The sequence below is a fragment of the Micromonospora sp. NPDC023644 genome, assembly GCF_040640115.1.
In the GTDB taxonomy this organism is placed as follows: Bacteria; Actinomycetota; Actinomycetes; order Mycobacteriales; family Micromonosporaceae; genus Micromonospora.
On sequence record NZ_JBFABA010000037.1, the window covers coordinates 37,764 to 59,502 of the forward strand.

Annotated in this window: 23 protein-coding genes; 5 read left to right on the top strand and 18 right to left on the bottom strand. The window is 73.6% G+C overall.

Going from position 1 to position 21,739, the window contains the following annotated elements:
• Position 1 precedes the first annotated feature (1 nt).
• The 3 genes from AB0G08_RS22510 (at position 2) to AB0G08_RS22520 (ending at position 2,899) form a co-directional block, all read left to right on the top strand.
• Positions 2–814 (top strand): enoyl-CoA hydratase-related protein, encoded by an 813-nt coding sequence (locus AB0G08_RS22510; RefSeq protein WP_358091147.1) that lies wholly within the window; start codon positions 2–4, stop codon positions 812–814.
• A gap of 99 nt (positions 815–913) precedes the next feature.
• A complete protein-coding gene (locus tag AB0G08_RS22515) occupies positions 914–1,774 on the top strand; it encodes a hypothetical protein (RefSeq protein ID WP_358091149.1) in 861 nt (286 codons plus the stop codon).
• 189 nt (positions 1,775–1,963) lie between these two features.
• On the top strand, positions 1,964–2,899 hold the full coding sequence (locus tag AB0G08_RS22520) for a phytanoyl-CoA dioxygenase family protein (protein ID WP_121400220.1): 936 nt from the start codon (positions 1,964–1,966) through the stop codon (positions 2,897–2,899).
• An 84-nt stretch (positions 2,900–2,983) separates the two neighbouring features.
• Here the strand turns inward: AB0G08_RS22520 and AB0G08_RS22525 are convergent, their stop codons facing one another.
• From AB0G08_RS22525 to AB0G08_RS22560, 8 genes are all read right to left on the bottom strand, one after another.
• Positions 2,984–3,625, bottom strand: coding sequence for an MOSC domain-containing protein (locus AB0G08_RS22525; RefSeq protein WP_358091151.1), 642 nt, complete (start codon positions 3,623–3,625; stop codon positions 2,984–2,986).
• 103 nt (positions 3,626–3,728) lie between these two features.
• Entirely contained in the window at positions 3,729–4,559 is an 831-nt protein-coding gene (locus AB0G08_RS22530; RefSeq protein WP_358091189.1) for a carbohydrate ABC transporter permease, read from the bottom strand.
• A gap of 23 nt (positions 4,560–4,582) precedes the next feature.
• Positions 4,583–5,569, bottom strand: a complete 987-nt coding sequence (locus AB0G08_RS22535; RefSeq protein WP_358091153.1) for a sugar ABC transporter permease — start codon at positions 5,567–5,569, stop codon at positions 4,583–4,585.
• Positions 5,566–6,855 carry a sugar ABC transporter substrate-binding protein gene (locus AB0G08_RS22540; protein ID WP_358091155.1) on the bottom strand — a complete coding sequence of 430 codons (1,290 nt, stop codon included), beginning with the start codon at positions 6,853–6,855 and terminating at the stop codon, positions 5,566–5,568. The genes AB0G08_RS22535 and AB0G08_RS22540 overlap by 4 nt, the downstream gene beginning before the upstream one ends.
• A gap of 229 nt (positions 6,856–7,084) precedes the next feature.
• On the bottom strand, positions 7,085–7,372 hold the full coding sequence (locus AB0G08_RS22545; protein WP_357871969.1) for a GlsB/YeaQ/YmgE family stress response membrane protein: 288 nt from the start codon (positions 7,370–7,372) through the stop codon (positions 7,085–7,087).
• 279 nt (positions 7,373–7,651) lie between these two features.
• Positions 7,652–7,939 carry a GlsB/YeaQ/YmgE family stress response membrane protein gene (locus tag AB0G08_RS22550; RefSeq protein WP_358091157.1) on the bottom strand — a complete coding sequence of 96 codons (288 nt, stop codon included), beginning with the start codon at positions 7,937–7,939 and terminating at the stop codon, positions 7,652–7,654.
• A gap of 334 nt (positions 7,940–8,273) precedes the next feature.
• On the bottom strand, positions 8,274–10,151 hold the full coding sequence (lepA, locus tag AB0G08_RS22555; protein WP_358091159.1) for a translation elongation factor 4: 1,878 nt from the start codon (positions 10,149–10,151) through the stop codon (positions 8,274–8,276).
• Between the two features lie 171 nt (positions 10,152–10,322).
• The gene (locus AB0G08_RS22560) at positions 10,323–10,859 is read right to left on the bottom strand and encodes a DUF4240 domain-containing protein (RefSeq protein ID WP_358091161.1); all 537 of its coding nucleotides are present in this window, start codon (positions 10,857–10,859) and stop codon (positions 10,323–10,325) included.
• Positions 10,860–10,966: 107 nt separating this feature from the next.
• Between AB0G08_RS22560 and AB0G08_RS22565 the strand changes: the two genes are divergently transcribed.
• The gene (locus AB0G08_RS22565) at positions 10,967–11,953 is read left to right on the top strand and encodes a phosphotransferase (protein ID WP_358091163.1); all 987 of its coding nucleotides are present in this window, start codon (positions 10,967–10,969) and stop codon (positions 11,951–11,953) included.
• 303 nt (positions 11,954–12,256) lie between these two features.
• Entirely contained in the window at positions 12,257–12,523 is a 267-nt protein-coding gene (gene rpsT, locus AB0G08_RS22570; protein ID WP_088998874.1) for a 30S ribosomal protein S20, read from the top strand.
• 199 nt (positions 12,524–12,722) lie between these two features.
• Here the strand turns inward: rpsT and AB0G08_RS22575 are convergent, their stop codons facing one another.
• From AB0G08_RS22575 to AB0G08_RS22620, 10 genes are all read right to left on the bottom strand, one after another.
• Positions 12,723–13,229, bottom strand: a complete 507-nt coding sequence (locus AB0G08_RS22575) for a hypothetical protein (RefSeq protein ID WP_358091165.1) — start codon at positions 13,227–13,229, stop codon at positions 12,723–12,725.
• Positions 13,226–14,206, bottom strand: a complete 981-nt coding sequence (gene holA / locus AB0G08_RS22580; RefSeq protein WP_358091191.1) for a DNA polymerase III subunit delta — start codon at positions 14,204–14,206, stop codon at positions 13,226–13,228. Before holA ends, AB0G08_RS22575 begins: the two co-directional genes overlap by 4 nt.
• Positions 14,207–14,329: 123 nt before the next feature.
• Positions 14,330–16,750 carry a ComEC/Rec2 family competence protein gene (locus tag AB0G08_RS22585; protein ID WP_358091167.1) on the bottom strand — a complete coding sequence of 807 codons (2,421 nt, stop codon included), beginning with the start codon at positions 16,748–16,750 and terminating at the stop codon, positions 14,330–14,332.
• Positions 16,747–17,721, bottom strand: a complete 975-nt coding sequence (locus AB0G08_RS22590) for a helix-hairpin-helix domain-containing protein (protein ID WP_358091169.1) — start codon at positions 17,719–17,721, stop codon at positions 16,747–16,749. The genes AB0G08_RS22585 and AB0G08_RS22590 overlap by 4 nt, the downstream gene beginning before the upstream one ends.
• Before the next feature lie 242 nt (positions 17,722–17,963).
• Entirely contained in the window at positions 17,964–18,539 is a 576-nt protein-coding gene (locus AB0G08_RS22595) for a DinB family protein (protein WP_358091171.1), read from the bottom strand.
• 4 nt (positions 18,540–18,543) lie between these two features.
• A complete protein-coding gene (locus AB0G08_RS22600; RefSeq protein ID WP_358091173.1) occupies positions 18,544–19,461 on the bottom strand; it encodes a DegV family protein in 918 nt (305 codons plus the stop codon).
• 39 nt (positions 19,462–19,500) lie between these two features.
• The gene (locus tag AB0G08_RS22605) at positions 19,501–20,127 is read right to left on the bottom strand and encodes a histidine phosphatase family protein (RefSeq protein ID WP_358091175.1); all 627 of its coding nucleotides are present in this window, start codon (positions 20,125–20,127) and stop codon (positions 19,501–19,503) included.
• Entirely contained in the window at positions 20,124–20,534 is a 411-nt protein-coding gene (gene rsfS, locus AB0G08_RS22610) for a ribosome silencing factor (RefSeq protein ID WP_121400206.1), read from the bottom strand. The genes AB0G08_RS22605 and rsfS overlap by 4 nt, the downstream gene beginning before the upstream one ends.
• Before the next feature lie 110 nt (positions 20,535–20,644).
• A complete protein-coding gene (gene nadD / locus AB0G08_RS22615; protein WP_358091177.1) occupies positions 20,645–21,241 on the bottom strand; it encodes a nicotinate-nucleotide adenylyltransferase in 597 nt (198 codons plus the stop codon).
• Between the two features lie 71 nt (positions 21,242–21,312).
• On the bottom strand, positions 21,313–21,739 hold a 427-nt coding region (locus AB0G08_RS22620; RefSeq protein ID WP_358091179.1), incomplete at its 5' end, for an ERAP1-like C-terminal domain-containing protein.

The window sequence follows — 21,739 nt, forward strand, 5'->3', positions numbered from 1 at the left end:
CATGACCTCTCCCGACGTGTTCGTGCGGGCCGCCACGGCCCGTGGGGTGACCACCCTCACCCTGGACAGCCCGCACAACCGCAACGCGCTCTCCACGCCGCTGATGACCCAGCTGCTGGCCGGCCTCGCCGAGGCGGTCGCCGACGATGCCGTACGCGTGATCGTGCTCGACCACACGGGCCCCGTCTTCTGTTCCGGGGCGGACCTCAAGGAGACCGCCGCCGCGTACGCCAGCGGGACCGTGCCGGCCGGGATGCTCGGCGACGTGCTCGCGGCGGTATGGGAGTGCCCGAAGCCCGTGGTGGCGAGGGTGGCCGGCCCGGCGCGGGCCGGCGGCCTCGGCCTCATCGCGGCGGCTGACCTGGCGGTCTGCGCGCGGGAGGCGACGTTCGCCTTCACCGAGGTGCGGATCGGCGTGGTGCCGGCGGTGATATCCGCGACCGTGCTGCCCCGGCTGCACCCCCGCGCGGCGGCCGAGCTCTACCTGACCGGCGACACCTTCGACGGCCGGCGGGCGGCCGAGATCGGCCTCGTCACCGCCGCCGTGCCGGCGGACGGACTGGACGCGGCGGTTGCGGGGTACTGCGACTCTCTGGTGCGGGGGGCACCGGGCGCGCTGGCCGGGGCGAAGCAGTTGCTGCGCCGGCCGCCCGCCGCGGACCTGCGGACGGAGATCGCCGGGCTGTCCACCCTCTCGACCGGGTACTTCCTGTCGGAGGAGGGGCGCGAGGGCGTCCTGGCGTTCCGGGAGAAGCGGCCGGCGCGCTGGGTGCCCGCCGCCGACGGCGACGCCGCGGCGGGCGCCGGCCGGTAGCGCCCGCACCGGTGCCACGCCCGACGGTCGTGGAGAACCGGTCGGACGACCCGGAAGGCACCACGGGGGACGTACGCTTGTCGGACTGTCGATCAGGGGGTGTGGGTGCGTACTCGGGCAGTCGTGGCCGGCGGCGTCGTCCTCGTCGTCCTCGCCGCGGTCGGGATCTGGATCGTCATCCGGCAGCTGGGTGGGGAGTTGCGCCTGCCCCTGGCCAGCCGGACGTGCACGGTGCAGGCGGACGGTCGGGTCGCCCTGGACCCCGACCAGATGGCCAACGCAGCGACGATCGCGGCCATCGGCATCCAGCGGAAGATGCCCGAGCGGGCCGTCGTCGTCGCGCTGGCCACCGCCTACCAGGAATCCGGCCTGCGCAACCTCGCCGGCGGCGACCGCGACTCGATCGGGCTGTTCCAGCAGCGCCCGAGCCAGGGGTGGGGCACCCCGGAGCAGATCCGCGACCCCCGCTACGCGGCCGGGAAGTTCTACTCCGGGCTGAAGAAGGTGCGCGGCTGGGAGCAGATGCGGGTCACCGACGCGGCGCAGAAGGTGCAGCGCTCGGCCTTCCCGGAGGCGTACCAGAAGTGGGCGGACGAGTCCGAGGTGCTGACCCGGGCCCTGGTCGGGCACGCCACCGGCGCGGTCGCCTGCACGGTGGGCCGCGACCCGGCGATGCGCGGCGAGGCCGCGGCGAGCGCGCTGACCCGCGGCCTCCTGCTGGACTGGGGCCTGGCCGGCGCGAGCACCACGGCGGACCTGACGGGCCTGACGGTCCCGGCCGCCGACGAGCGCCGGGGCTGGCGGTACGCGCACTGGCTGGTCTCCCACGCCCAGGACCACGGCGTGAAGCGGGTGCGCTTCGGCGACCTGGAGTGGACGGCCCGCGACGGCACCTGGAACCGGACCGACGACGCCCCGGCCGCCGGGCGGGTCGTCGCGGAGGTCTTCGCCGAGGCGTAGTGGCCCCCGATCTCCTTACCGGCAGTCACCGCGCAAACCGGCATTCCCGGAGATAAGCCACGCCGCACGGCAGACCCATGACGCATCGCCACCATGTCGCTCCCCAGGGTCCGGACAACGGTCGCATATCGTGCTGGGCAGTACCCCGCCCCGAAACCAGCGGGTTACGATCGGCGGCCTGTGCCAGCAATGGTTTCGCCTCATGGGGAGGGGTACGTCGAAGTGTTCGACTACGGCGACCGGACCGGTTACGAACCGATCAGTGACACCGACCGCAAGGAGTTCCACGAGCAGGGCTTCCTCCTGCTGCGCAACGTCCTGACGGAGGACCACCGGGCGGCGCTGGAGGCGGCGGTGGACCGCGTCTACGCCGAGGAGAAGGCGAAGGGCACCACCACCAAGGACGGCACCCTGCACCTGCTGGGCTTCCTGGAGCGCGACGAGCTCTTCGGCGACCTGCTGACCCACCCGATCGCCTTCCCGTACATGTGGGGCCTGGCCGGCTGGAACATCTACACCCACCACAACCACCTGGACGTCACCCCGCCGGCGGCGGAGCCGGAGAAGCCCTACTGGGGGTGGCACCAGGACGGGTACCGGCAGAACTCCGACCCGGAGACGATGGACCCGAACCTGCCCCGGCCGATGTTCTCGCTCAAGGTGGCCTACGTCCTGTCCGACCTGTCGGAGAAGGGCCGGGGCGCCACCAAGGTGATCCCGGGCAGCCACCTGTGGAACTCGCTGCCCCGCCCGGAGGACACCTCCGTGCACAACCCGGACCCGGAGGGCACGGTGGAGATCACCGCCAACCCCGGTGACGCCTTCATCTTCGACCGCCGCCAGTGGCACTCGCGGTCGACGAACCTGTCGACCATCACCCGCAAGATGCTCTTCGTCGGCTACACCTACCGGTGGATCCGGCCGCTGGACGAGCTGCACATCGACAAGGACGGCGAGTGGTGGGCCAACCGCACGCCGGTGCAGCGCCAGCTCTGCGGTGAGGGCACCCACACCGCCAACTACTGGGGCATCAACTGGGACGGCTACATCGACGACGAGATCCCGCTGCGCAAGGAGCTCAAGCAGCGCGGTCTGCTCGACCGCAGCGTGCCCTGGCTGCGCTGAGCCGGTCACCCGGCGCGCGCCGGGCCGACGCCGGACGGGCCCCCTCCCCCACGGGACGGGGCCCGTTCCCGTGGGGGGCGTCGGTCAGCTCGGGCCGGCGAGCCGGCGGCGCGCCTTCTCCCGGACCCCCTCCGGCAGGTCCGGCGCGTCGAGCAGCCGGGGCAGCAGCTCCGGCTCCAGGCTCAGGGCCCGGAACACCTCGCCGATCGTCACCCCGTGCGCGGGCCGGTCCACCACCTCGACCGGGTCCCCCGCGCCGACCTCGCCCTCGCGCAGCACCCGCAGGTACGCCCCCGGCGTCGCCCGCACCGTGAACCGCCTGATCAGGTCGGGCACGCCCCAGAAGCCGGCGAAGGTGGTGCACGGGGTGCGCGGCTTGGTCACCTGGAGCAGGGCCGACCCGACCGCCCACTGCTCGCCGATCACGGCGCCCGTCACGTCCACCGCGTACGTGGTCAGGTTCTCCCCGAAGCCGCCGGGGCGGATGCCCCGGCCGATCTCCCCCGCCCACCAGGACGCGTCCTCCTCGGCGTACGCGTAGACCGCCTGCTCCGGACCGCCGTGGTGGGCACGTTCGCCGATGAAGTCGCCGGCCACCCCGTCCGCGCGCAGCAGCACCGGGCCGTCGACCGGCCGCTTGTCGATGCCGCTGCGGCCGCTCGCGTCGCCCGCCCATTCCGCCTCGGTCACGACGCCGATGTTCACCGAAGCCAGCCTGCCCGTCATGGCGGTCAGCCTAGCCCGCGCGGACGCCCCCGACGCGCCCGCGGAACGGCCCCCCGTCGACGCCGGGGCCTCGACGAGGGGCCGCAGGTTCCTGGCGCGGGGGTCAGCCCTTGACGGCCCCGGCCACCAGCCCGGAGACCATCCGCCGCTGCACCAGCAGGAAGAAGACGATCACCGGCAGGGTGAACAGCGTGGAGGCGGCCATCACCGGACCCCAGGCCGTGTCGTCGCGGCCGAAGAAGAACGTCATCGCGACCGGGAGGGTGTAGCTGTCCTGGTCGTTGATGAAGGTCAGCGCGAAGATCAGCTCGTTCCAGGCGGTGATGAACGAGAAGATGCTGGTGGCCACGAGCCCGGGCGCCACCAGCGGGAAGAGGACCTTCCGGAAGGTCTGCGCCCGGCTGGCCCCGTCGATGGCGGCGGCCTCCTCCAGTTCCTTGGGCACGGCGGCGACGAAGCCGCGCAGCATCCAGACCGCGAACGGCAGCGAGAAGCCGAGGTAGGTGAGGATGAGGCTGGGCAGGGTGTTGTAGAGCCCGAGCCGCTGGATCATCAGGAACAGCGGGATGACCAGCGCCTCCAGCGGGATCATCTGCACCACCAGCAGCATGATCAGGAAGGTGGTCCGCAGCTTGAACCGGAACCGGGCCACCGCGGTGGCGGCCAGCAGCGCGACCAGCCCGCTGAGCACCACGGTGGAGACCGCGACCAGCGCGCTGTTGAGGAAGAAGTCGGCGAAGGTGACTCCCGGGATCAGGTTCCCGGTGAGGATCTGCCGGTAGTGCTCCAGGGTCGGCTCGGCGGGCACCGGCCGGGGGGTGGACGAGAAGATCTCCGAGCTCGGCTTCAGCGAGGTCGCGATCATCCAGTAGACCGGGAACGCGGCGAAGAGCGCCACCAGCAGCCCCGCGCCGTTGAGGGCGAGGCGCTTCACGCCCGCGCCGCCGCCACGTCGCGTCACGCGTCCTCCTCCTGCTTGAGCACCATGCGGACGTAGAGGCCGGTCACCACCAGCAGGATCAGGGTGAGGATCACCGCGATCGCGGCGCCGAGACCGTACTTGGGCGGGGGCGAGAACGCCTCCGCGTACGAGTAGATGGAGAGCATGAAGGTCGGCCGGTCCTGCGTGCCGCCCGCCAGCACGAACTGCTGGGTGAAGACCTTGAAGTCCCAGATGGTGGAGAGCACGATCAGGATCCCGAAGACCGGCCGCAGCAGCGGGAAGGTGACCTTCCAGAACACCTTCCACGGCCCGGCCCCGTCGACCCGGGCCGCCTCGTGCAGCTCGCTCGGCACGCTCTTCAGGCCGGCCAGCACGCTGACCGCGATGAACGGGAACGAGTGCCAGACCACCACCAGGGTCAGGATCGAGAAGAACAGCAGGGGCGAGTTGAACCAGCCGTAGCCGGTCCAGTCGCTGCGCCCGAAGAGGCTCTGCGACAGCCCGTCGGGCAGCGCGTTGAACAGCCAGGTGACCAGGCCGCTGGTGTCGTCGAAGATCCACTTCCAGACGATCGTGCCGGTCAGCGCCGGGGTGGCCCAGGCGAGCATCACGCAGCTGGCCACGAAGGCGGCCATCCGCTTGCCGAGCCGGTTGAGCAGCAGCCCGACCAGGGTGCCCAGGACCATCGTGAGCGCGACGTTCGCCACGGCGAAGAGGACGGTGTTGCGCAGCACCGTCAGGAAGAACGGATCGCTGAGGATCTCGGCGTAGTTGCCGAGGCCCACCCACGGCCACTCGCGGTCGCCGCGCAACTGTCGGACGTTGTTGAGCTGGTGGAAGGACATCACCACCACCTGGCCGAGCGGCCAGAGCAGCAGGACGCAGATGATCACCAGGCAGGGCAGGAGCAGCAGGTAGGGCAGGCGGTCCACCCGGCGACGCCGCCGCACGGGGGTCTCCCGCGCGGCGGCCGTCTCCGGCGCCTCGGTCAGCGTGGTCACTTGGCGTTGAGGATGCTTTCCATCTCCGCGGCCGCGTCGGCGGTAGCCTTCTCGACCGTCTTCTGACCCTTCATGACCGAGCTGTTCATCGCCTGGGTCACCGTCTTGGTGCGGCTGACCTCCACCCACTTGGGGGTGAGCGGCGTGAGCTTGGTGTTCTGCATCGTGGTGGCGAACGCCGCCATGATCTTGTCGCTGGCGTACTTGTCGCCACCGACCAGGTCCTTGTAGACCGGGAAGAAGCCGAGGCTGTCGGCGAAGGCCTGGTCGTTCTTCTTGTTCAGCAGCACGGTCAGGTAGTCCCAGGCGAGGTCCTGCCGCTCGCTGTCCTTCCAGATCGCGACGTCGGAACCGCCGGCGAAGCCGGGCGCCGCCTTGCCGTCGGGGCCGGGGATCGGGAACGTGCCCCAGACCTTCTCGATCTCCGGGTTGTCCTTCTTGATGGCGTTCTGCTGCCAGCTGCCGCCGAAGGCCATCGCCGCCTTGCCGGTGGCGAACTGGGTCCGGGCGTCGATCTCGTTCCAGCCCGCGGCGGCCGGCGGGGCCACCTTGTGCACGGTCACGAGGTCGGTCCAGAACTTGACGGCCTTCTGCGCCTCGGGCGTGTTGTAGCCGGACTTCCAGGAGTCGCCCTGCTTCGTCGCGATCTCCGCGCCCGCGCCCCAGAGGAACGAGTAGAAGGGCAGCTCGGAGTTGCCGGGCAGCGCGATGCCGTAGGTGCCCGGCTTCTTGGCCTGCACGGTCTTGGCGGCGGAGATCAGCTCCTCCCAGTTCGTCGGCGGCTTCACGCCCGCCTCGGCGAACCAGTCGGTGCGGTAGTACATCCCCCGGACGCCGGCGTACCACGGCACGCCGTACTGCTTGCCGTCGAGCTGGGCGTTCTTGACCAGGTCGGGGAGGATGTCCTTGCCCTCGGACCAGCCGTTCATCCGGTCGGTCACGTCGGCCAGCGCCTCCTGCGCCGCCCAGCCCTGGGTCTCGGTGTTGCCCAATTCGGTGACGTCCGGTCCCTCGCCGCCGGCGAGGGCGGCCTGGAACTTCTTCGGCGCCTCGAGCCAGGGGATGTACTGGACCACCACGTCCGTGTCCGGGTGCTTCTGCCGGAACTCGGTCTCGACGCCGTCGAGGAACTTGGTCTGCGCCTCGCTGCCCTCGCCCATCATCCAGACCGTGAGCTTGCTGTTGTCGGCGGCCTTGTCGTCATCGGAGCCACCGCAACCGGCCAGGACCATCGCGGCCGAGGCCACGACGGCGGTGACCGGGGCCAGCCGCTTCCACCTGTTCACGCCACATCTCCCTCGCGCCGCTTGGCACTAACCTTCTCCGCCGCACCTTAGTAGGAAAAATTCCTTTACGACAGTGGGCGGTCGGCGGAAGAGAGGCGACGGTACCGCAGCGAAGAGACCGTGCGCGGGTCCGGTGCCGGGACGAAACCGGGCGCACCGAGACGATCGGGGCGGACGCGAAACGGGCGCCCGACCTGTGCGGTCGGACGCCCGTCGAGCGGTACGGGGATTACCGGTGGGTGACGCTGCGACGACGACCCACACCGGCGACCAGCGCCACGGCGATCGCCGCCAGCACGATCTGGACCAGCAGCTCGCCCCAGTCGATGCCCGCGGTCTCGGTGGCGATACCCATCGCCCGAGCCAGCACGGTGCCCAGCAGCGCGGCGCCGACACCGATCAGCATGTGCAGCCACATCGGCATGTTCTGGCGCCCCGGCACGAGCAGGCGACCCAGAGCGCCGACAATGAGACCAACGATGAGCGCAGTGACGATGCCCCAAACGGTGAGCTCCATGTCGCCCTCCTCAAGAAGAATCAGTTCCACGGTCTGTGGTGTTCCTGTCGTGACCGCTAAGTTCCCGACCCGTCAAAAATCCAAACCGACTTTCCGGGGCACCGTTCCGACCCGCGCCCAGACCGGACTTCCGGCCCACCCGGAACGCCGCCCGCACGGGCGCCCGGCCCGGCGGGGCCGGGCGGAGCGACGCCCGGGCCCTGTCCGCGAGAGCCCCGGGGCGGACGCGAAACGGGCGCCCGACCTGTGCGGTCGGACGCCCGTCGAGCGGTACGGGGATTACCGGTGGGTGACGCTGCGACGACGACCCACACCGGCGACCAGCGCCACGGCGATCGCCGCCAGCACGATCTGGACCAGCAGCTCGCCCCAGTCGATGCCCGCGGTCTCGGTGGCGATACCCATCGCCCGAGCCAGCACGGTGCCCAGCAGCGCGGCGCCGACACCGATCAGCATGTGCAGCCACATCGGCATGTTCTGGCGCCCCGGCACGAGCAGGCGACCCAGAGCGCCGATGATAAGACCAACGATGAGCGCAGTGACGATGCCCCAAACGGTGAGCTCCACGTCGCCCTCCTTCTCTAAAAGATTCAGTACCACGGTCTGTGGTGTTCCTGTCGTGACCGCTAAGTTCCCGACCCGCCGAAAACCCAAACCGCTCCGACCGACGAGGGCGACGTCGTACGTCAATGGCGCATCGCGCGGCGATTGCGCTCGCGCGGTCATCCGCGCAGGTCGCGCCCTTCCGTCCGGCGGGCGGAGCGCGGGGGCTGCGGGGCCGAAAAATTCCTTCGACGCGAACGGCCGGCGCCCCGGCCGGGCGGGACCACCGAGGGGTCCGCAGCCCGGCCGGGGCGCCGGCCGTCGTACGTCGTCATCCGCCGGACGGGCCGGCGGCGCGTCACTTCTTGCCGGGGGCCTTGGCGTCGCCGGAGTCGGAGGAGAGCGCGGCGATGAAGGCCTCCTGGGGGACCTCCACCCGGCCCACCATCTTCATCCGCTTCTTGCCCTCCTTCTGCTTCTCCAGCAGCTTGCGCTTACGGCTGATGTCACCGCCGTAGCACTTGGCGAGCACGTCCTTGCGGATCGCCCGGATGGTCTCCCGGGCGATGACCCGGCTGCCGATCGCCGCCTGGATCGGCACCTCGAACTGCTGGCGCGGGATCAGGTTGCGCAGCTTCGCCGCGATCGTGACGCCGTAGTTGTACGCCTTGTCCTTGTGCACGATGGCGCTGAACGCGTCCACCGGCTCGCCGTGCAGCAGGATGTCGACCTTCACCAGGTCGGACGCCTGCTCACCGGAGGGCTCGTAGTCCAGCGAGGCGTAGCCCTTGGTGCGGCTCTTCAACTGGTCGAAGAAGTCGAAGATGATCTCCGCGAGGGGCAGCGTGTAGCGCAGTTCCACCCGGTCGGCGGAGAGGTAGTCCATGCCGAGCAGGCTGCCCCGGCGACCCTGGCAGAGCTCCATCACCGCGCCGACGTAGTCGTTCGGGGTGAGCACCGTGGCGCGCACGACCGGCTCGTACACCTCGGCGATCTTGCCCGTGGGGTACTCGCTCGGGTTCGTCACGACGATCTCCTGGCCGTCCTCGGTGATGGCCCGGTAGACCACGTTCGGCGCGGTGGAGATGAGGTCGAGGTTGTACTCCCGCTCCAGCCGCTCCCGGATGATCTCCAGGTGCAGCAGGCCGAGGAAGCCGCAGCGGAAGCCGAAGCCGAGCGCGCCCGACGTCTCCGGCTCGTAGTCGAGCGCGGCGTCGTTGAGCTTGAGCTTGTCCAGCGCCTCGCGCAGGTTGGGGTAGTCGGAGCCGTCGATCGGGTAGAGGCCCGAGTAGACCATCGGCTTCGGGTCCTTGTAGCCGCCCAGGGCCTCGGTCGCCGGCCGGGAGTTGATGGTGATCGTGTCACCGACCCGGGACTGGCGGACGTCCTTCACGCCGGTGATCAGGTAACCGACCTCGCCGACGCCGAGCGCGTCGGCCTTCACCATCTCCGGCGAGATGACGCCGATCTCCAGCAGCTCGTGCACGGCGGCGGTGGACATCATCTTGATCCGGTCGCGGGCGCTGATCCGCCCGTCGATGACCCGGACGTAGGTGACCACGCCCCGGTAGACGTCGTAGACCGAGTCGAAGATCATGGCGCGGGCGGGCGCCTCCGCGTTGCCGACCGGCGGCTTGAACTGCCGGACGATCTCGTCGAGCAGGTAGGGCACGCCCTCGCCGGTCTTGCCGGAGACCCTGATGCAGTCCGCCGGGTCGCCACCGATGAGGTGCGCCAGCTCCTCGGCGTACTTCTCCGGCTGGGCGGCCGGCAGGTCGATCTTGTTGAGCACCGGGATGACGTGCAGGTCGTTCTCGAGCGCCAGGTAGAGGTTCGCCAGGGTCTGCGCCTCGATGCCCTGCGCGGCGTCGACCAGCAGGATCGCGCCCTCGCAGGCGGCCAGCGACCGGGACACCTCGTAGGTGAAGTCGACGTGGCCCGGGGTGTCGATCATGTTGAGCACGGCGGTCTCGCCGGCCCGGTCGCCCTCCCGGATGGTCCAGGGCATCCGGACGGCCTGACTCTTGATCGTGATGCCGCGCTCGCGCTCGATGTCCATCCGGTCGAGGTACTGCGCACGCATCTGCCGGGGGTCGACCACGCCGGTGAGCTGCAACATCCGGTCGGCCAGGGTCGACTTCCCGTGGTCGATGTGGGCGATGATGCAGAAGTTCCGGATGCGCGCCGGGTCGGTGGAACCAGGAGCGTTCGCGCCGGAATCGAGCGTCGGTGGCACAGCGGTCCGTTCTGGTCGGCTGAACTGAGCGGGCCGGCACGACGCCGGCCCTCTCTATGCTCCCACGTCGCCGCCGCGCGTCCGCTGCGCGGGCGATCCCCACCGCCGGAACCACCCCGGGGGCGCCGTCGGGTCCCGCGTCGCTCCGACCTCCGAAGGCCCGGCCGGGGCTCACTCGGCGGGGGGCTCGACGAAGAGGGCGGCGAGCTTCGGCAGCCGCCGCTTCGCCTCCTCCTCGTCGTCGAAGTCCCAGAAGTCGTTGAGGTCGGGCACCGGCGCCGGCCCCCGGTCCGCCGGCAGCTCGGCGGCGGTGGCCCGGCGGTACGCGTCCCACGGCACCGCCAGCATCTCCGCGGCCGAGAACTCCTCCCCGCTCAGCGAGGCCGCCCTGACCTGCGGCAGCGCGGCCAGCGAGTCCGGGTCGGCGACGGCGCGTGCGAAGACCTCACGGCCCTGGGTCATCAGCCAGCCCCGGAAGTGGTGGAAGCCCTCGTCGGACACGCCGCCGTTGATCAGGTAGGCGGCGCCCCAGAGGTCGACCTTGTGCGAGGCGGAGAGCACCCGTGTCTGGTGGCGGGCGTACCCGACGATGTCCTGCGGGTCGCGCTCGGCGAGCAGGGCGACGGCCCGCGCGGCGACCGCGTGCGGCTCTCCCCCGCCGCCGGCCCGGGCCCGGTCGATCAACTGCCAGAAGTCGTCGGTCCTCATGGCCTGGCAGTCTGGCAGACCGGGCTGCCACCCCGCCCCGCCCCGGGACACCCCGGCGGGTCGCGGGCACCGGGCGCCGTGGCGGGCCGCCCGGCAGCATGGTGGGCGTGACCCCGACGTCCCCGCCTCCCGTGCCCTACCACGCGACCGCCCGCCGGCCGGAGTGGTCGACGCTGCCGGCGACGCTGCGCGCCGCCATCGCCGACCGGCTCGGCGCGCCCGTGGTCGCGGCCCGCGTCGCCGGCGCTGGCTTCACCCGCGGCTTCGCCGCCGTGCTCCAGACCGCCGCCGGGGACCGGGCCTTCGTCAAGGCCGCGGCCGCCGCCGAGCAACCGCGACTGGTCGACTGGTACGCCCGGGAGGCCGCGGTCCTCGACCGGCTCCCGGACGGGCTGCGGGTGCCCCGCCCCCGGTGGACGCTGCACGAGGCCGGCTGGTTCGCGCTCTGCCTGGACGCCGTCGACGGGCACACGCCCCGGCTGCCCTGGGCCCCGGCCGAGCTGACCGCGACCCTGACCGGGTACGCCGACGTGGCCGCCGCGCTGGCCGACCCCCCGGCCGAACTGCTCGGGCTCGGGCTGCCCCACCTCGCCGACCTGGCCCGGGACGACATCCTCTGGTGGGGCGAGGTGGCCGCCGGCCGGGAGCCGGCACCGCCGCTGCCCGCGCCGGTCCGGGACCGCCTGCCCGATCTGGTCGCGCTGGAGTCCCGCCTCCCGGCGTACGCCGCCGGCGCGACCGGCCTGATCCACGGCGACCTGCGGCTGGACAACGTGCTGATCGACGGGGCGGGGCGGGCCTGGTTCTGCGACTGGACATGGCTCTGCCGGGGGCCGGCCTGGTTCGACCTGGCGACCCTGCTGCTCACCGCGTACGCCGACGGCCTGGACGCCGACGCGCTCTTCGCCCGCCACCCGGCGGCGGCCGGCGCGCCCCCCGACGCGCTGGACGCCACCCTCGCCGCCCTCTCCGGCTACTTCCTCACCACCGCCGCCTCGACGCCCGGGACCGCGTCGCCGCACCTCCCGGCGCACCAGCGGTGGAGCGGCGAGCAGTCACTCGGCTGGCTCGCCCGCCGACAGGGCTGGACCTGACCGCGTGCCCGGTGGCGGGGCTGAGCCCGGCCGGACGCCCGTTCGCCGGCGGGACCCGCCGGGCCTGCTCCCGGCCGGAGTGGGGCGGTCGCGCGGGGTGGTCGGGGAGCGGTTGTCGCTCCCGTGAGGGGCGGTCGCGCGGGGGCGCACCGGACCCGTGGCACGCGGCGCCCACCAGGGCGGGGACCGAGCCGTTTTGGCTCGTCCCGGGCGACCTGGTAACCTGGCTCTTCGCGCAGCGATGACGCATGCTCGTCGCGCGCGGAAGCAGACCAACCCGAGCTATCAAGACGAGGCTGTCGCGTGGCGAACATCAAGTCCCAGATCAAGCGCAACCGGCAGAACGAGAAGCGCCGGCTGCGTAACAAGTCGGTCAAGTCGTCGCTGAAGACCGCCGTCCGGAAGTTCAACGAGGCTGCTGAGGCCGGTGACGTCGAGAAGGCCACCATCCTCATGCGCGACGCCTCGCGCAAGCTGGACAAGGCGGTCAGCAAGGGCGTCATCCACTCGAACCAGGCCGCGAACCGCAAGTCCGCGATCGCCAAGCGCGTGGTGTCGCTCTCCGCCTGACGAGGCGACCTCAGACCTGACCGGAAGCCCCGGGCACTTCCCGGGGCTTCCGGCTGTCTGTCGTTCGACATTCCGCACCACCACCCGGCCGGGGTCTCCCCCGCCGGGCTTTCGTCGTTGCCCAGCCGCCGCCCAGGTCAGCGATCGGCGGGCCGGTTGTCGGCAGGTCGGCGGTCGGCGGTCGGCGGTCGGGAGATCGTCAGGCCAGCGGATCAGGGCGGGTGGGCTGCGGCCCGAGCCCGGCGTCCCGCTCCCCCGCGCCGTAGCGCGGATCCTGGTGCCACGGCCGGTCGCGTCCGGCCCGGGCGGCGCGCGGCGCCGGCGACGCCGTGACGACGACGCCCGGCACGCTGTGCCTGACCCAGTCGACCCTGGCCCGCCCGACCACGGGCTCCATCTGCTGGCGGAAGCGGTCCCGTTCCTGCTCGGGCACGAGGGCGGCGGAGCGGACCACCATCGCGGCCACCATGTCGTTGAGCTTCACCATCGCGGCCACCGTGGCGGGCAGGATGACCACCGCCCACCAGGTGACCAGCTCGGCGAGGGCGAGCAGCGCGGCGAGCGCGACGGCGCCCTCGAAGAAGAGGAAGCAGAGCACCCCGCCCGGGTTGACGAAGCGCAGCCCGAGGAGGCGCGCGTAGAGCGGACGGTAGCGCTCCTCGTCGGCGGGGATCGTGGCCCACGAGCCGCGGGGTGCTCCGCTCACCGGGCGCCACCCTGTCGGGCGGCGGCGACCGAGAAGACGGCCCGCTCCAGCGCGTACGCGCGGTCGTCGGCGCCGCCCTTGACGGCCGCGTTGCACTCCGCCGCGGCCCGCATCGCCTGGACCAGCCCCTCGGGCGTCCAGCCACGGGCCCGTTGCTGCGCGGACCTGATCTTCCACGCCGGCATGCCCAGGGTGCCCGCCAACTGGAAGGGGTCGCCCCGCCCGGCGGACGCGACGCGGGCCACGGTGCGCACGCCGTCGGCGATCGCGTCGGCGATCGGCACCGGGTCCACCCCCACGTGCAGCGCCCAGCGCAGCGCCTCGAGCGCCCCCGGCACGTCGCCCACCATGACGGCGTCGGCGACGGTGAAGCCGGTCACCTCGACCCGCCCCCGGTAGTAGCGGGAGACCGTGTCCGCGCCGATCCGGCCGTCGGTGTCGGCCATCAGCTGCGAGCAGGCGGCGGCCAGCTCGCGCAGGTCGTTCCCGACCGCCGCGATGAGCGCCTCGGCGGCATCGTCGGTGCACTTCCCGCCGGCCCGGCGGATCTCGTCCCGGACGAAGGCCACCCGGTCGCGGTGCCCCTTGAGCTTGGCCGCCGGCACCACCGTCGCGCCGGCCGCCTTCAGCCCGTCGGCGAACGCCTTGCCCTTGGCCCCGCCGAGGTGCAGCACGATCAGCTGCACGTCCGGGTCGGGATTCTTCGCGTACGCCAGCAGGGCCGCCACCAGGTCCTTGCGGGCGTCCTGGCCGGCCCGGAGCACCAGCACCCGCCGCCCGCCGAAGAGGGAGGGGCTGAGCATCTCGGCGATCTCGCCGACGACGAGGGCGCCGGCCTGGTATTCGCGGACGTCCACGTCGGGGTCGACGCTGCGGGCCTTCGCGACGGCTTCGGTGACCGCGCGCGTGGCGAGCAGCTCCTCGTCGCCGAGGACGAGCAGAATAGGAGCGAGGCTGGCGGCGGTCACGCCGCCCATATTCGCACGGCCGACGGCCGGATCCAGTCTGCTCATCGTCACTCCGGCGGCGGAGCCCGCACTCAGTGCAAATCCAGACATTTACCTCAGTCCACCGCTAAAGCCGATAATCGGCGTCGATTCCTACGGTTGTCGGCCCGGCGGCGTGCCCCGCGTCACCACCCCGAGACCTCCCCGGCCGAGCACCGCCGCCACGTCCCCCTCCGTGTCGGTACGCAGCACCCGCGCCCCGCCCCGGGCCAGCCGCCCGAGCACCGCCGGATTGGGATGGCCGTAGGTGTTGCCCGCCCCCACCGGCACCAGGGCGATCCGGGGACGGACCGCGTCCAGGAAGGCCGGATCCTGGTAGGCCGACCCGTGGTGGGCGACCTTCAGCACCTCCGCCCGCAGCCCGCCGGGCGCCGTGTCGTCCAGCAGCACCCGCTGCTCCTCGGTCTCGGCGTCCCCGGCGAGCAGGATCCGTACGCCGGAGACGGTGGCGAGCAGCATCAACGAGTTGTTGTTGGGATCCGACCGGGTGCCGCGCAGCGGACGGGGCGGGCCGATGACGGTGAACTCGACCCCGCCCTCCCGGTACCGCCAGCCGGCCCCGCCCGCCACCACGTCGACGGAGTGCGCCGCGGCCTCGGCGCGGACCAGCTCCCGCCCGGCGGCGGGCTCCGGCCACTGCGGGGTGAGCACCGCGCCCACCGGTCGCCCCCGGAACACGCCCGCGACGCCGCCGGTGTGGTCGACGTGGAAGTGGCTGACCACCAGCAGCGCCACCTCCCGTACGCCCAGCCGGCGCAGGCAGCCGTCCGCCGCCCCCGGGTCCGGCCCGGCGTCGACCACCACCGCCCGGCCGGCCGCCACCGGCAGCACCACCGTGTCGCCCTGGCCGACCGCGCAGGCGGCGACCACCCAGCCCGCCGGGGGCCAGCCGGGGGCGGCCAGCCGTACCGGCAGCGTGCCCGCCATCACCGCGACGACGACCACCGCCACCAGCCGGCGGACCACCGGGTGCCGGGTGGCGACCAGCAGCGCGACGGTCAGCCCGGCCAGCAGCAGGGCCCCCGTCACCCCGCCCGGCCACGGCAGCGTGCCCGCCGGCAGGCGCGCGCCGTGCCGCGCCACCGTGACCAGCCACCAGGCCGGCCAGCTCGCCAGCCACGCGACGAACTCCGCCCCGGCCGGCCAGACGGGCGACACCGCCGCCGCCAGCACCCCGAGCACCGTGGCGGGCGCGATGGCCGGCACCGCGAGCAGGTTCGCCGGCACGGCGACCAGGCTCACCGTGCCCGAGATCCCGGCCACCACCGGGGCGCAGGCGAGCTGCGCGGCCGCCGGCACGGCCAACGCCTCGGCGAGCCCGGCCGGCACCCCGCGGCGACGCAGCCCGTCGCGCCACCTGGGCGCGAGCAGCAGCTGGCCACCGGTGGCCAGCACGGAGAGCGCGAAGCCGGCATCGCCGGCCAGCTCCGGGTCGACCAGCACCAGCGCGGCCACCCCGGCGGAGAGGGCGGGCAGCGCCGCCCGGGGACGCCCGGCCGCCAACGCGGCCAGCCCGATGGCGCCCATGGTGGCGGCCCGCACCACGCTCGGCGAGGGGCGGACCAGGACGACGAAGCCCACCAGGGCCAGCCCGCAGAGCCCGGCGGCCAGCCAGGGCCCGGCCCGCGCCCAGCGGGCCAGCAGCAGCACCGCGCCGACGACGATGGCCACGTTGGAGCCGGAGACCGCGTTCAGGTGCGTCATGCCGGTGGCGAGGAAGTCCTCCTCCACGGTGGGCGGCAGCCGGCTCGTGTCGCCGACCACCAGGCCGGGCAGCAGCCCACCCTGCTCGTCGGGGAGCGGCGCGCAGGCGCGTTGCAGACCGGCACGCAGCGACCCGGCGGCCCGCTGCGGGGACGGGGCGGCCCCGTGCGGCACCGGCGGCCCGGCCGCGCTCAGCACCGCCGCGGTCAGGTCGCCGCCGCGCGGTGCGGCCAGCCGCCCTTCGGCGGTGAGCCGCTGCCCGGGCAGCAGCCCTCTCCAGCCGGGATCGGTGGCGAGGACCAGCACGCGGGCCGGCGCCGCGACCCGCCGCCCGTCCGGGCCGGTGAACCGGGTCAGCTCGGCCGGCACGAGCAGGGTGGCCGGGCGCCCGGCGACGCCGCGTACGGGACGGGGATCGTCGCGGACGACCAGCTCGGCGGTGACGACCGCCCGCTCCTCGACCAGGGCCCGGACCGGCCCGGCGTCGCGGACGGACAGCCGCGCCGCGGTCGCCGACGCGCCGCAGACCACGCCGAGCAGCACCGCGACGGCGATCCAGCCGTACCGCCGGGTCGGGGCGGACGGGCGCCCGAGGACGCCGGCCAGGTGCAGCCCGCCCGCCCCTGCGGCCCCGGCGGCCACCGCGGCCACCAGCAGGGTCGCGCCGGCGGTCAGGTGCAGCCCGGCCAGCGCGGTGAGCCAGGTGGCCACCGCCAGGCCGGCCAGCCGCAGGTCGACCGCCGCCGCGGGCCGCTCGCCGACGCCGGACGCCCCGGGCCCGGACGGGCTTAGCCCGCTGCCCGCCGTCACACCGTCACCAGGTCCTTGAGCTGCTCGTAGCGGGCGTCGCCGATGCCGTCGACCTGGCGCAGGTCGCCGACCGAGCGGAAGCCGCCCTGCTGGTCGCGGTGGGTGAGGATGCGCTGGGCGAGCACCGGGCCGACGCCCGGCAGCGCGTCGAGCTGCGCGAGCGTCGCGGTGTTGAGGTTGAGCCGGCCACCCGCGCCGGGCGCCCCCGGCGCGCCGCCGGCAGCCGACCCGGGCGGGGGCGCCGCGCCCGGTGGCGCCGCGACGCCGACCAGGATCAGCTCCCCGTCGGTGACCTTGCGGGCCGGGTTGAGCAGGGCCACGTCCACCCCCGGCAGCGCCCCGCCCGCCGCCTCCACGGCGTCGGCGACCCGCGCGCCGGCCGGCACCCGCACCAGCCCGGGACGGCGCACCTTGCCGGCGACCGCGACCACCAGCTCGCCCGCCGGCGTGGCGGCCGGTTCCGCGAGGCCGGTCACCGCCGCCCCGGACGCCTCGGCGGTGGCGACCGGGCGGACCGGCTCGGCCTGCGGCCGGGACCGCCAGGCCCAGAAGCCGGCCCCGAGCACCACGAGGACGGCGACGGCGGCCAGCGCCCGCACCCCCCGCCGCCCGGGGTCGAACGCCCCCGGCCCCGGCAACCGGGACGCCGCCCCGGGGGCGCGGGCCGGCGGGTCGGGCTCCGGCAGCGCCGCCGCGCCGGCCGGCGACGCCGGTGTGCGGGGCGGCAGCGCCACGACCGGCTCCGGCACCCCGACCGAGCCCGGACGGTCGCCGAACTGCCCGGCGGGCCTCCGATGATCGCCGGACAGCCCGGCCGGCCCCTGACGGTCGCCGGACGGCCCGACGGGTTCGCCGGGCCGTTCCAGGGGATCGGCGGGCCCGCCCGGGTGCGCCCGCGCGGCGCTCGACGGCCGGCCCGCCACCAGCCGGCGCAGTCGTTCCCGGACCACCGTCTCCTCGTCTGCTGACACGACGCGAAGCTAGGTCCGCGAACCCGGGGCGCGCGGCCGGCCGGGGCTCGACTGTGGACGACGGCGCCGCTTGTGGACAACCGCCTGATCATGCGGGCGATGTGCTAGGACGGCGAAGAACCGCAGCTCAGCGGGCATCGGTACCGCTCACCCGCGCCGTCCGCCACGTCGACGCGCTGGCTGCCACGCGCCAGCCCGGTCCTCATCGCCGCCGTCGTGCGGCTTCCGTGATCGGCGGAAACCTAGGTCCTGCGGTTGCTGGCGTCGAGGGCAGCCTGCTCCACCCGCTGGCGGTGGTCCCGCCACCACGGCTCGTCAGCGGGTGGAAGGTTGTCGTTCCTGGGCAGCAGCCCGGCCGCGCCGTCGATCAGCTCGCGCACGATGTCCGCGTGGCCGGCGTGCCGCTGTGTCTCCGCGACGACGTGGACCAGGACGTGGTGCAGTGTGACCGCCGCATCGCCCCACCACGGCACCCGGCCGACGTGGTCGAGCGCGAGGGCTTCGATGGTGGTGTCGGCGTGGGAGCTGGCGCGACGGTACAGGGCGACGATCTCTTCGCGGGTCTCGTCCGCGGTCGCCCACATGTCGGCATTGGTCTCGGCGGCGTCGCCGACGTACGGCAGCTCCTGCTCGAACGGGCGGCCGAACACGACGCCGAAGTAGAGGATCTCCATGGCCGCCGCGTGTTTCACCAGACCGAGCAGGTTGGTCGCGGTCGGGGTCAGCGGGCGGCGGACGTCGTACTCGCTGAGCCCGTCGAGCTTCCAGAGCAGCGCGTCGCGGCCGCCCTGCAGGTAACTGTGCAGGTCGTCCTTCATCGTGTCACGATGGCACCCGGTCAGGGGTCGGCGCTGCCCCGCATGATCGACAGGACGCACCCTGGCCGGTGACCGGGGGCCGGCGGTGCACGACGACGCAGGCCAGGCCGGGCCCGGCGTGCGCGGCGACCACCGCGCCGGCCTCCGAGACGTACGAGTCGTGCAGGCGGTCGCCCAGCCGGGCCTTCAGCGTCTCCAGCAGCGCCTCGGCCCGCTGCGGCGCGGCGAGGTGGTGCACGGCCAGGTCGACCTCGGCGTCGCCGGCGGCCTCGACGGCCAGGTCGACCAGTCGCGCCACGCCCCGGCTGGCGGTACGCACCTTGTCCTTGAGGACGATCGCGCCGTCCGGCATGTGCATGATCGGCTTGACCGACAGGGCGGTGCCGAGCAGCGCCTCGGCGGCGCCGATCCGGCCGCCCCGGCGGAGGAACTCCAGCGTGTCGACGTAGAACCAGATGCCGGTGCGGGCGATGGCGTCCACCGCGGCGTCGCGTACCCCCGGCAGGTCCCCGCCCCGCTCGGCGGCCGTGGCGGCGGCGACGGCGGGGAAGCCGAGGCCCATGCCGGTCGAACGGCTGTCGACCACCGCGACCCGGTCGTCGAACTCGGCGGTGGCCAGCCGGGCGGCCTCCACCGTGCCGGAGAGCTCGGCCGACAGGTGCACCGAGACGATCCCGTCGGCGCCCGCGTCGAACAGCTCCCGGTACGTCCGGGCGAACTGCTCCGGCGCGGGGCGCGAGGTGCTCACCGAGACGCGCCGGCCGCCGAGCGCCCGGGTGGCGTCGGCGGGGGTGGTCTCCACCCCCTCCAGCCCTTCGGCGCCGTTGAGCACGACGGCCAGCGGCACCACCGTCAGCCGGTGGGCGCGCAGCAGCTCGGGCGGGAGGTAGGCGGTGGAGTCGGTGACGACCGCGACGGGCATGCCCGGCACGCTAGCCGATGTCGCCGGGGAACGCCCGGGTCAGACGGCCTCGGTGGCCGGCACGGTGATCAGGCCGACGTTGTGGGCACGCAGGTGCCAGCCCCGGGTGTCGTCGTGGCGCAGCTCGGTCCAGTGGCAGTTCTGCAACGAGCCGATGGTGCGCAGGACGGCGTGCTCCCAGCCGAGCAGGTGGCCGCAGCCCTGCCGGGCCGCGCCGCCGTGGGTGGCCACCACCACGGTGCCGCCGGGCACGGCGTCGGCGGCGTCGGACAGGGCCGCGCCGACCCGCTTGCCGAGGTCGTCGAGGGTCTCGATGCCGGCGCCCGGGTCCGGGTCGCCGGCCCGCCAGCGGGCGAACTCGGCGGGGTGGCGCTCGGCGGCCTCGGTGAGGGCCAGCCCCTGCCAGGACCCGAAGTGCCGCTCCCGCAGCCGCGGGTCGGTGCGCACCGGCAGCCCGGTCAGCGCGGCCAGCGCGCCGGCGGTGTCCGCCGCGCGGCTCAGGTCGCTGGCCACGATGGCGTCCGGACTCAGCCCGGCCAGCAGGGGCGCGGCGGTGCGGGCCTGCTCGCGGCCGAGGTCGTTCAGCGGCACGTCGGTCTGCCCCTGGACCCGGCTGGCGGCGTTCCAGTCGGTGTTGCCGTGCCGCCAGATGATCAGGCGGGTCATTCCGCGGTGGTGGAGCCGGTGCCGGACTCGGCGTCGACGAGGTCCCGGTCGACGAACGGGATCGTCGGGCAGTCCTTCCACAGCCGGTCGAGGGCGTAGAACTCGCGCTCCTCGGTGTGCTGGACGTGCACCACGATGTCGACGTAGTCGAGCAGCACCCACCGGCCGCCCCGCTCGCCCTCGCGCCGGACCGGCTTGGCCTTCTCCGGCAGCTCGAGCAGCCGCTCCTCGATGGCATCGACGATGGCGAGCACCTGACGCTCGTTGGGAGCCGCGGCGAGCAGGAACGCGTCGGTGATGGCGAGCTGGTCGCCCACGTCGATGATGACGATGTCCTGCGCCTTCTTGTCGGCCGCGGCCTGGGCGGCGGCGATGGCCAACTCGTGGGCGCGTTCGGAAATTGTCACCGTTCTCCTTCGATCAACCGTGCGATCCTCCAAGCGTCTCACACCCGGCGGAATCCCGACTCGTCAGTTCTGGCGCGTTACCCGCCCGAACCGCCCCATACCGGGCCGAATCACGACTGGTAGAGGCGCCGCTTGGCGATGTACTGCACCACACCGTCCGGCACCAGATACCAGACCGGCTCCCCCCGGGCGACCCGGGCGCGGCAGTCCGTGGACGAGATGGCCATGGCCGGGACCTGCACCAGGCTCACCGTGTCGGCCGGCAGGTGCGCGGCGGTCAACTCGAAGCCCGGCCGGGTCACGCCGATGAAGTGGGCCAGCTCGAAGATCTCGTCCAGGTCCTTCCAGGAGAGGATGCGCTCCAGCGCGTCCGCCCCCGTGATGAAGAAGAGCTGCACCTTCGGGCCGTACTCGGCGTGCAGGTCGCGCAGGGTGTCGACGGTGTAGGTGGGCCCACCCCGGTCGATGTCGACCCGGCTGACCTGGAAGCGGGGGTTGGAGGCGGTGGCGATGACCGTCATCAGGTAGCGGTCCTCCGCCGGGCTGACCGGCTCGTCCGCCTTCTGCCACGGCTGACCGGTGGGGACGAAGACCACCTCGTCCAGCCCGAACCGGTCCGCCACCTCGCTGGCCGCGACGAGGTGCCCGTGGTGGATCGGATCGAAGGTGCCGCCCATGATGCCGACCCGCCGGATGTCTTCCTCCACCCCGCGATCCTAGGCCGGGCGGAACCGGCGGCCCCGGGGGGCCGCCGGACCGTCCCGCCCGGCGGACGGCGTCAGGCCGCCGCCGCGGCGACCGCCGTCCGGGCGATCAGGGCCCGCCGCAGGTCGTCGTCGGCGTCGGTCACCACCCGGCGCAGGCCGGGGGTGACGTCGTCGCGGGCCAGCAGCGCCGCGGCCGCCTCCCGGGTGGGCTGCGCCACGGCGTAGCGGGGGAAGGCCGACTTCGCGATCTGGTCCGCCACCCACGGCGTACGCGAGCGCGCGGCGGCCGGCATGTCGGCGAAGTAGCGCGCCACGTAGCCGGCGGTCAGCTCGGCCTGCTCGGGCTGCCAGAAGCCCTCCGCGGTCGCCTCGACGAGCCGGTTGGACAGCTCGGTGTTCGACACGACGATCTCCCACGCGGCCCGCTTGGCGGCCGGGTCGGGCAGCGCCGCCCGGCAGCGGGCGGCGCGCTCGGCGCCGGCGGCGCTCGGGTCGGCC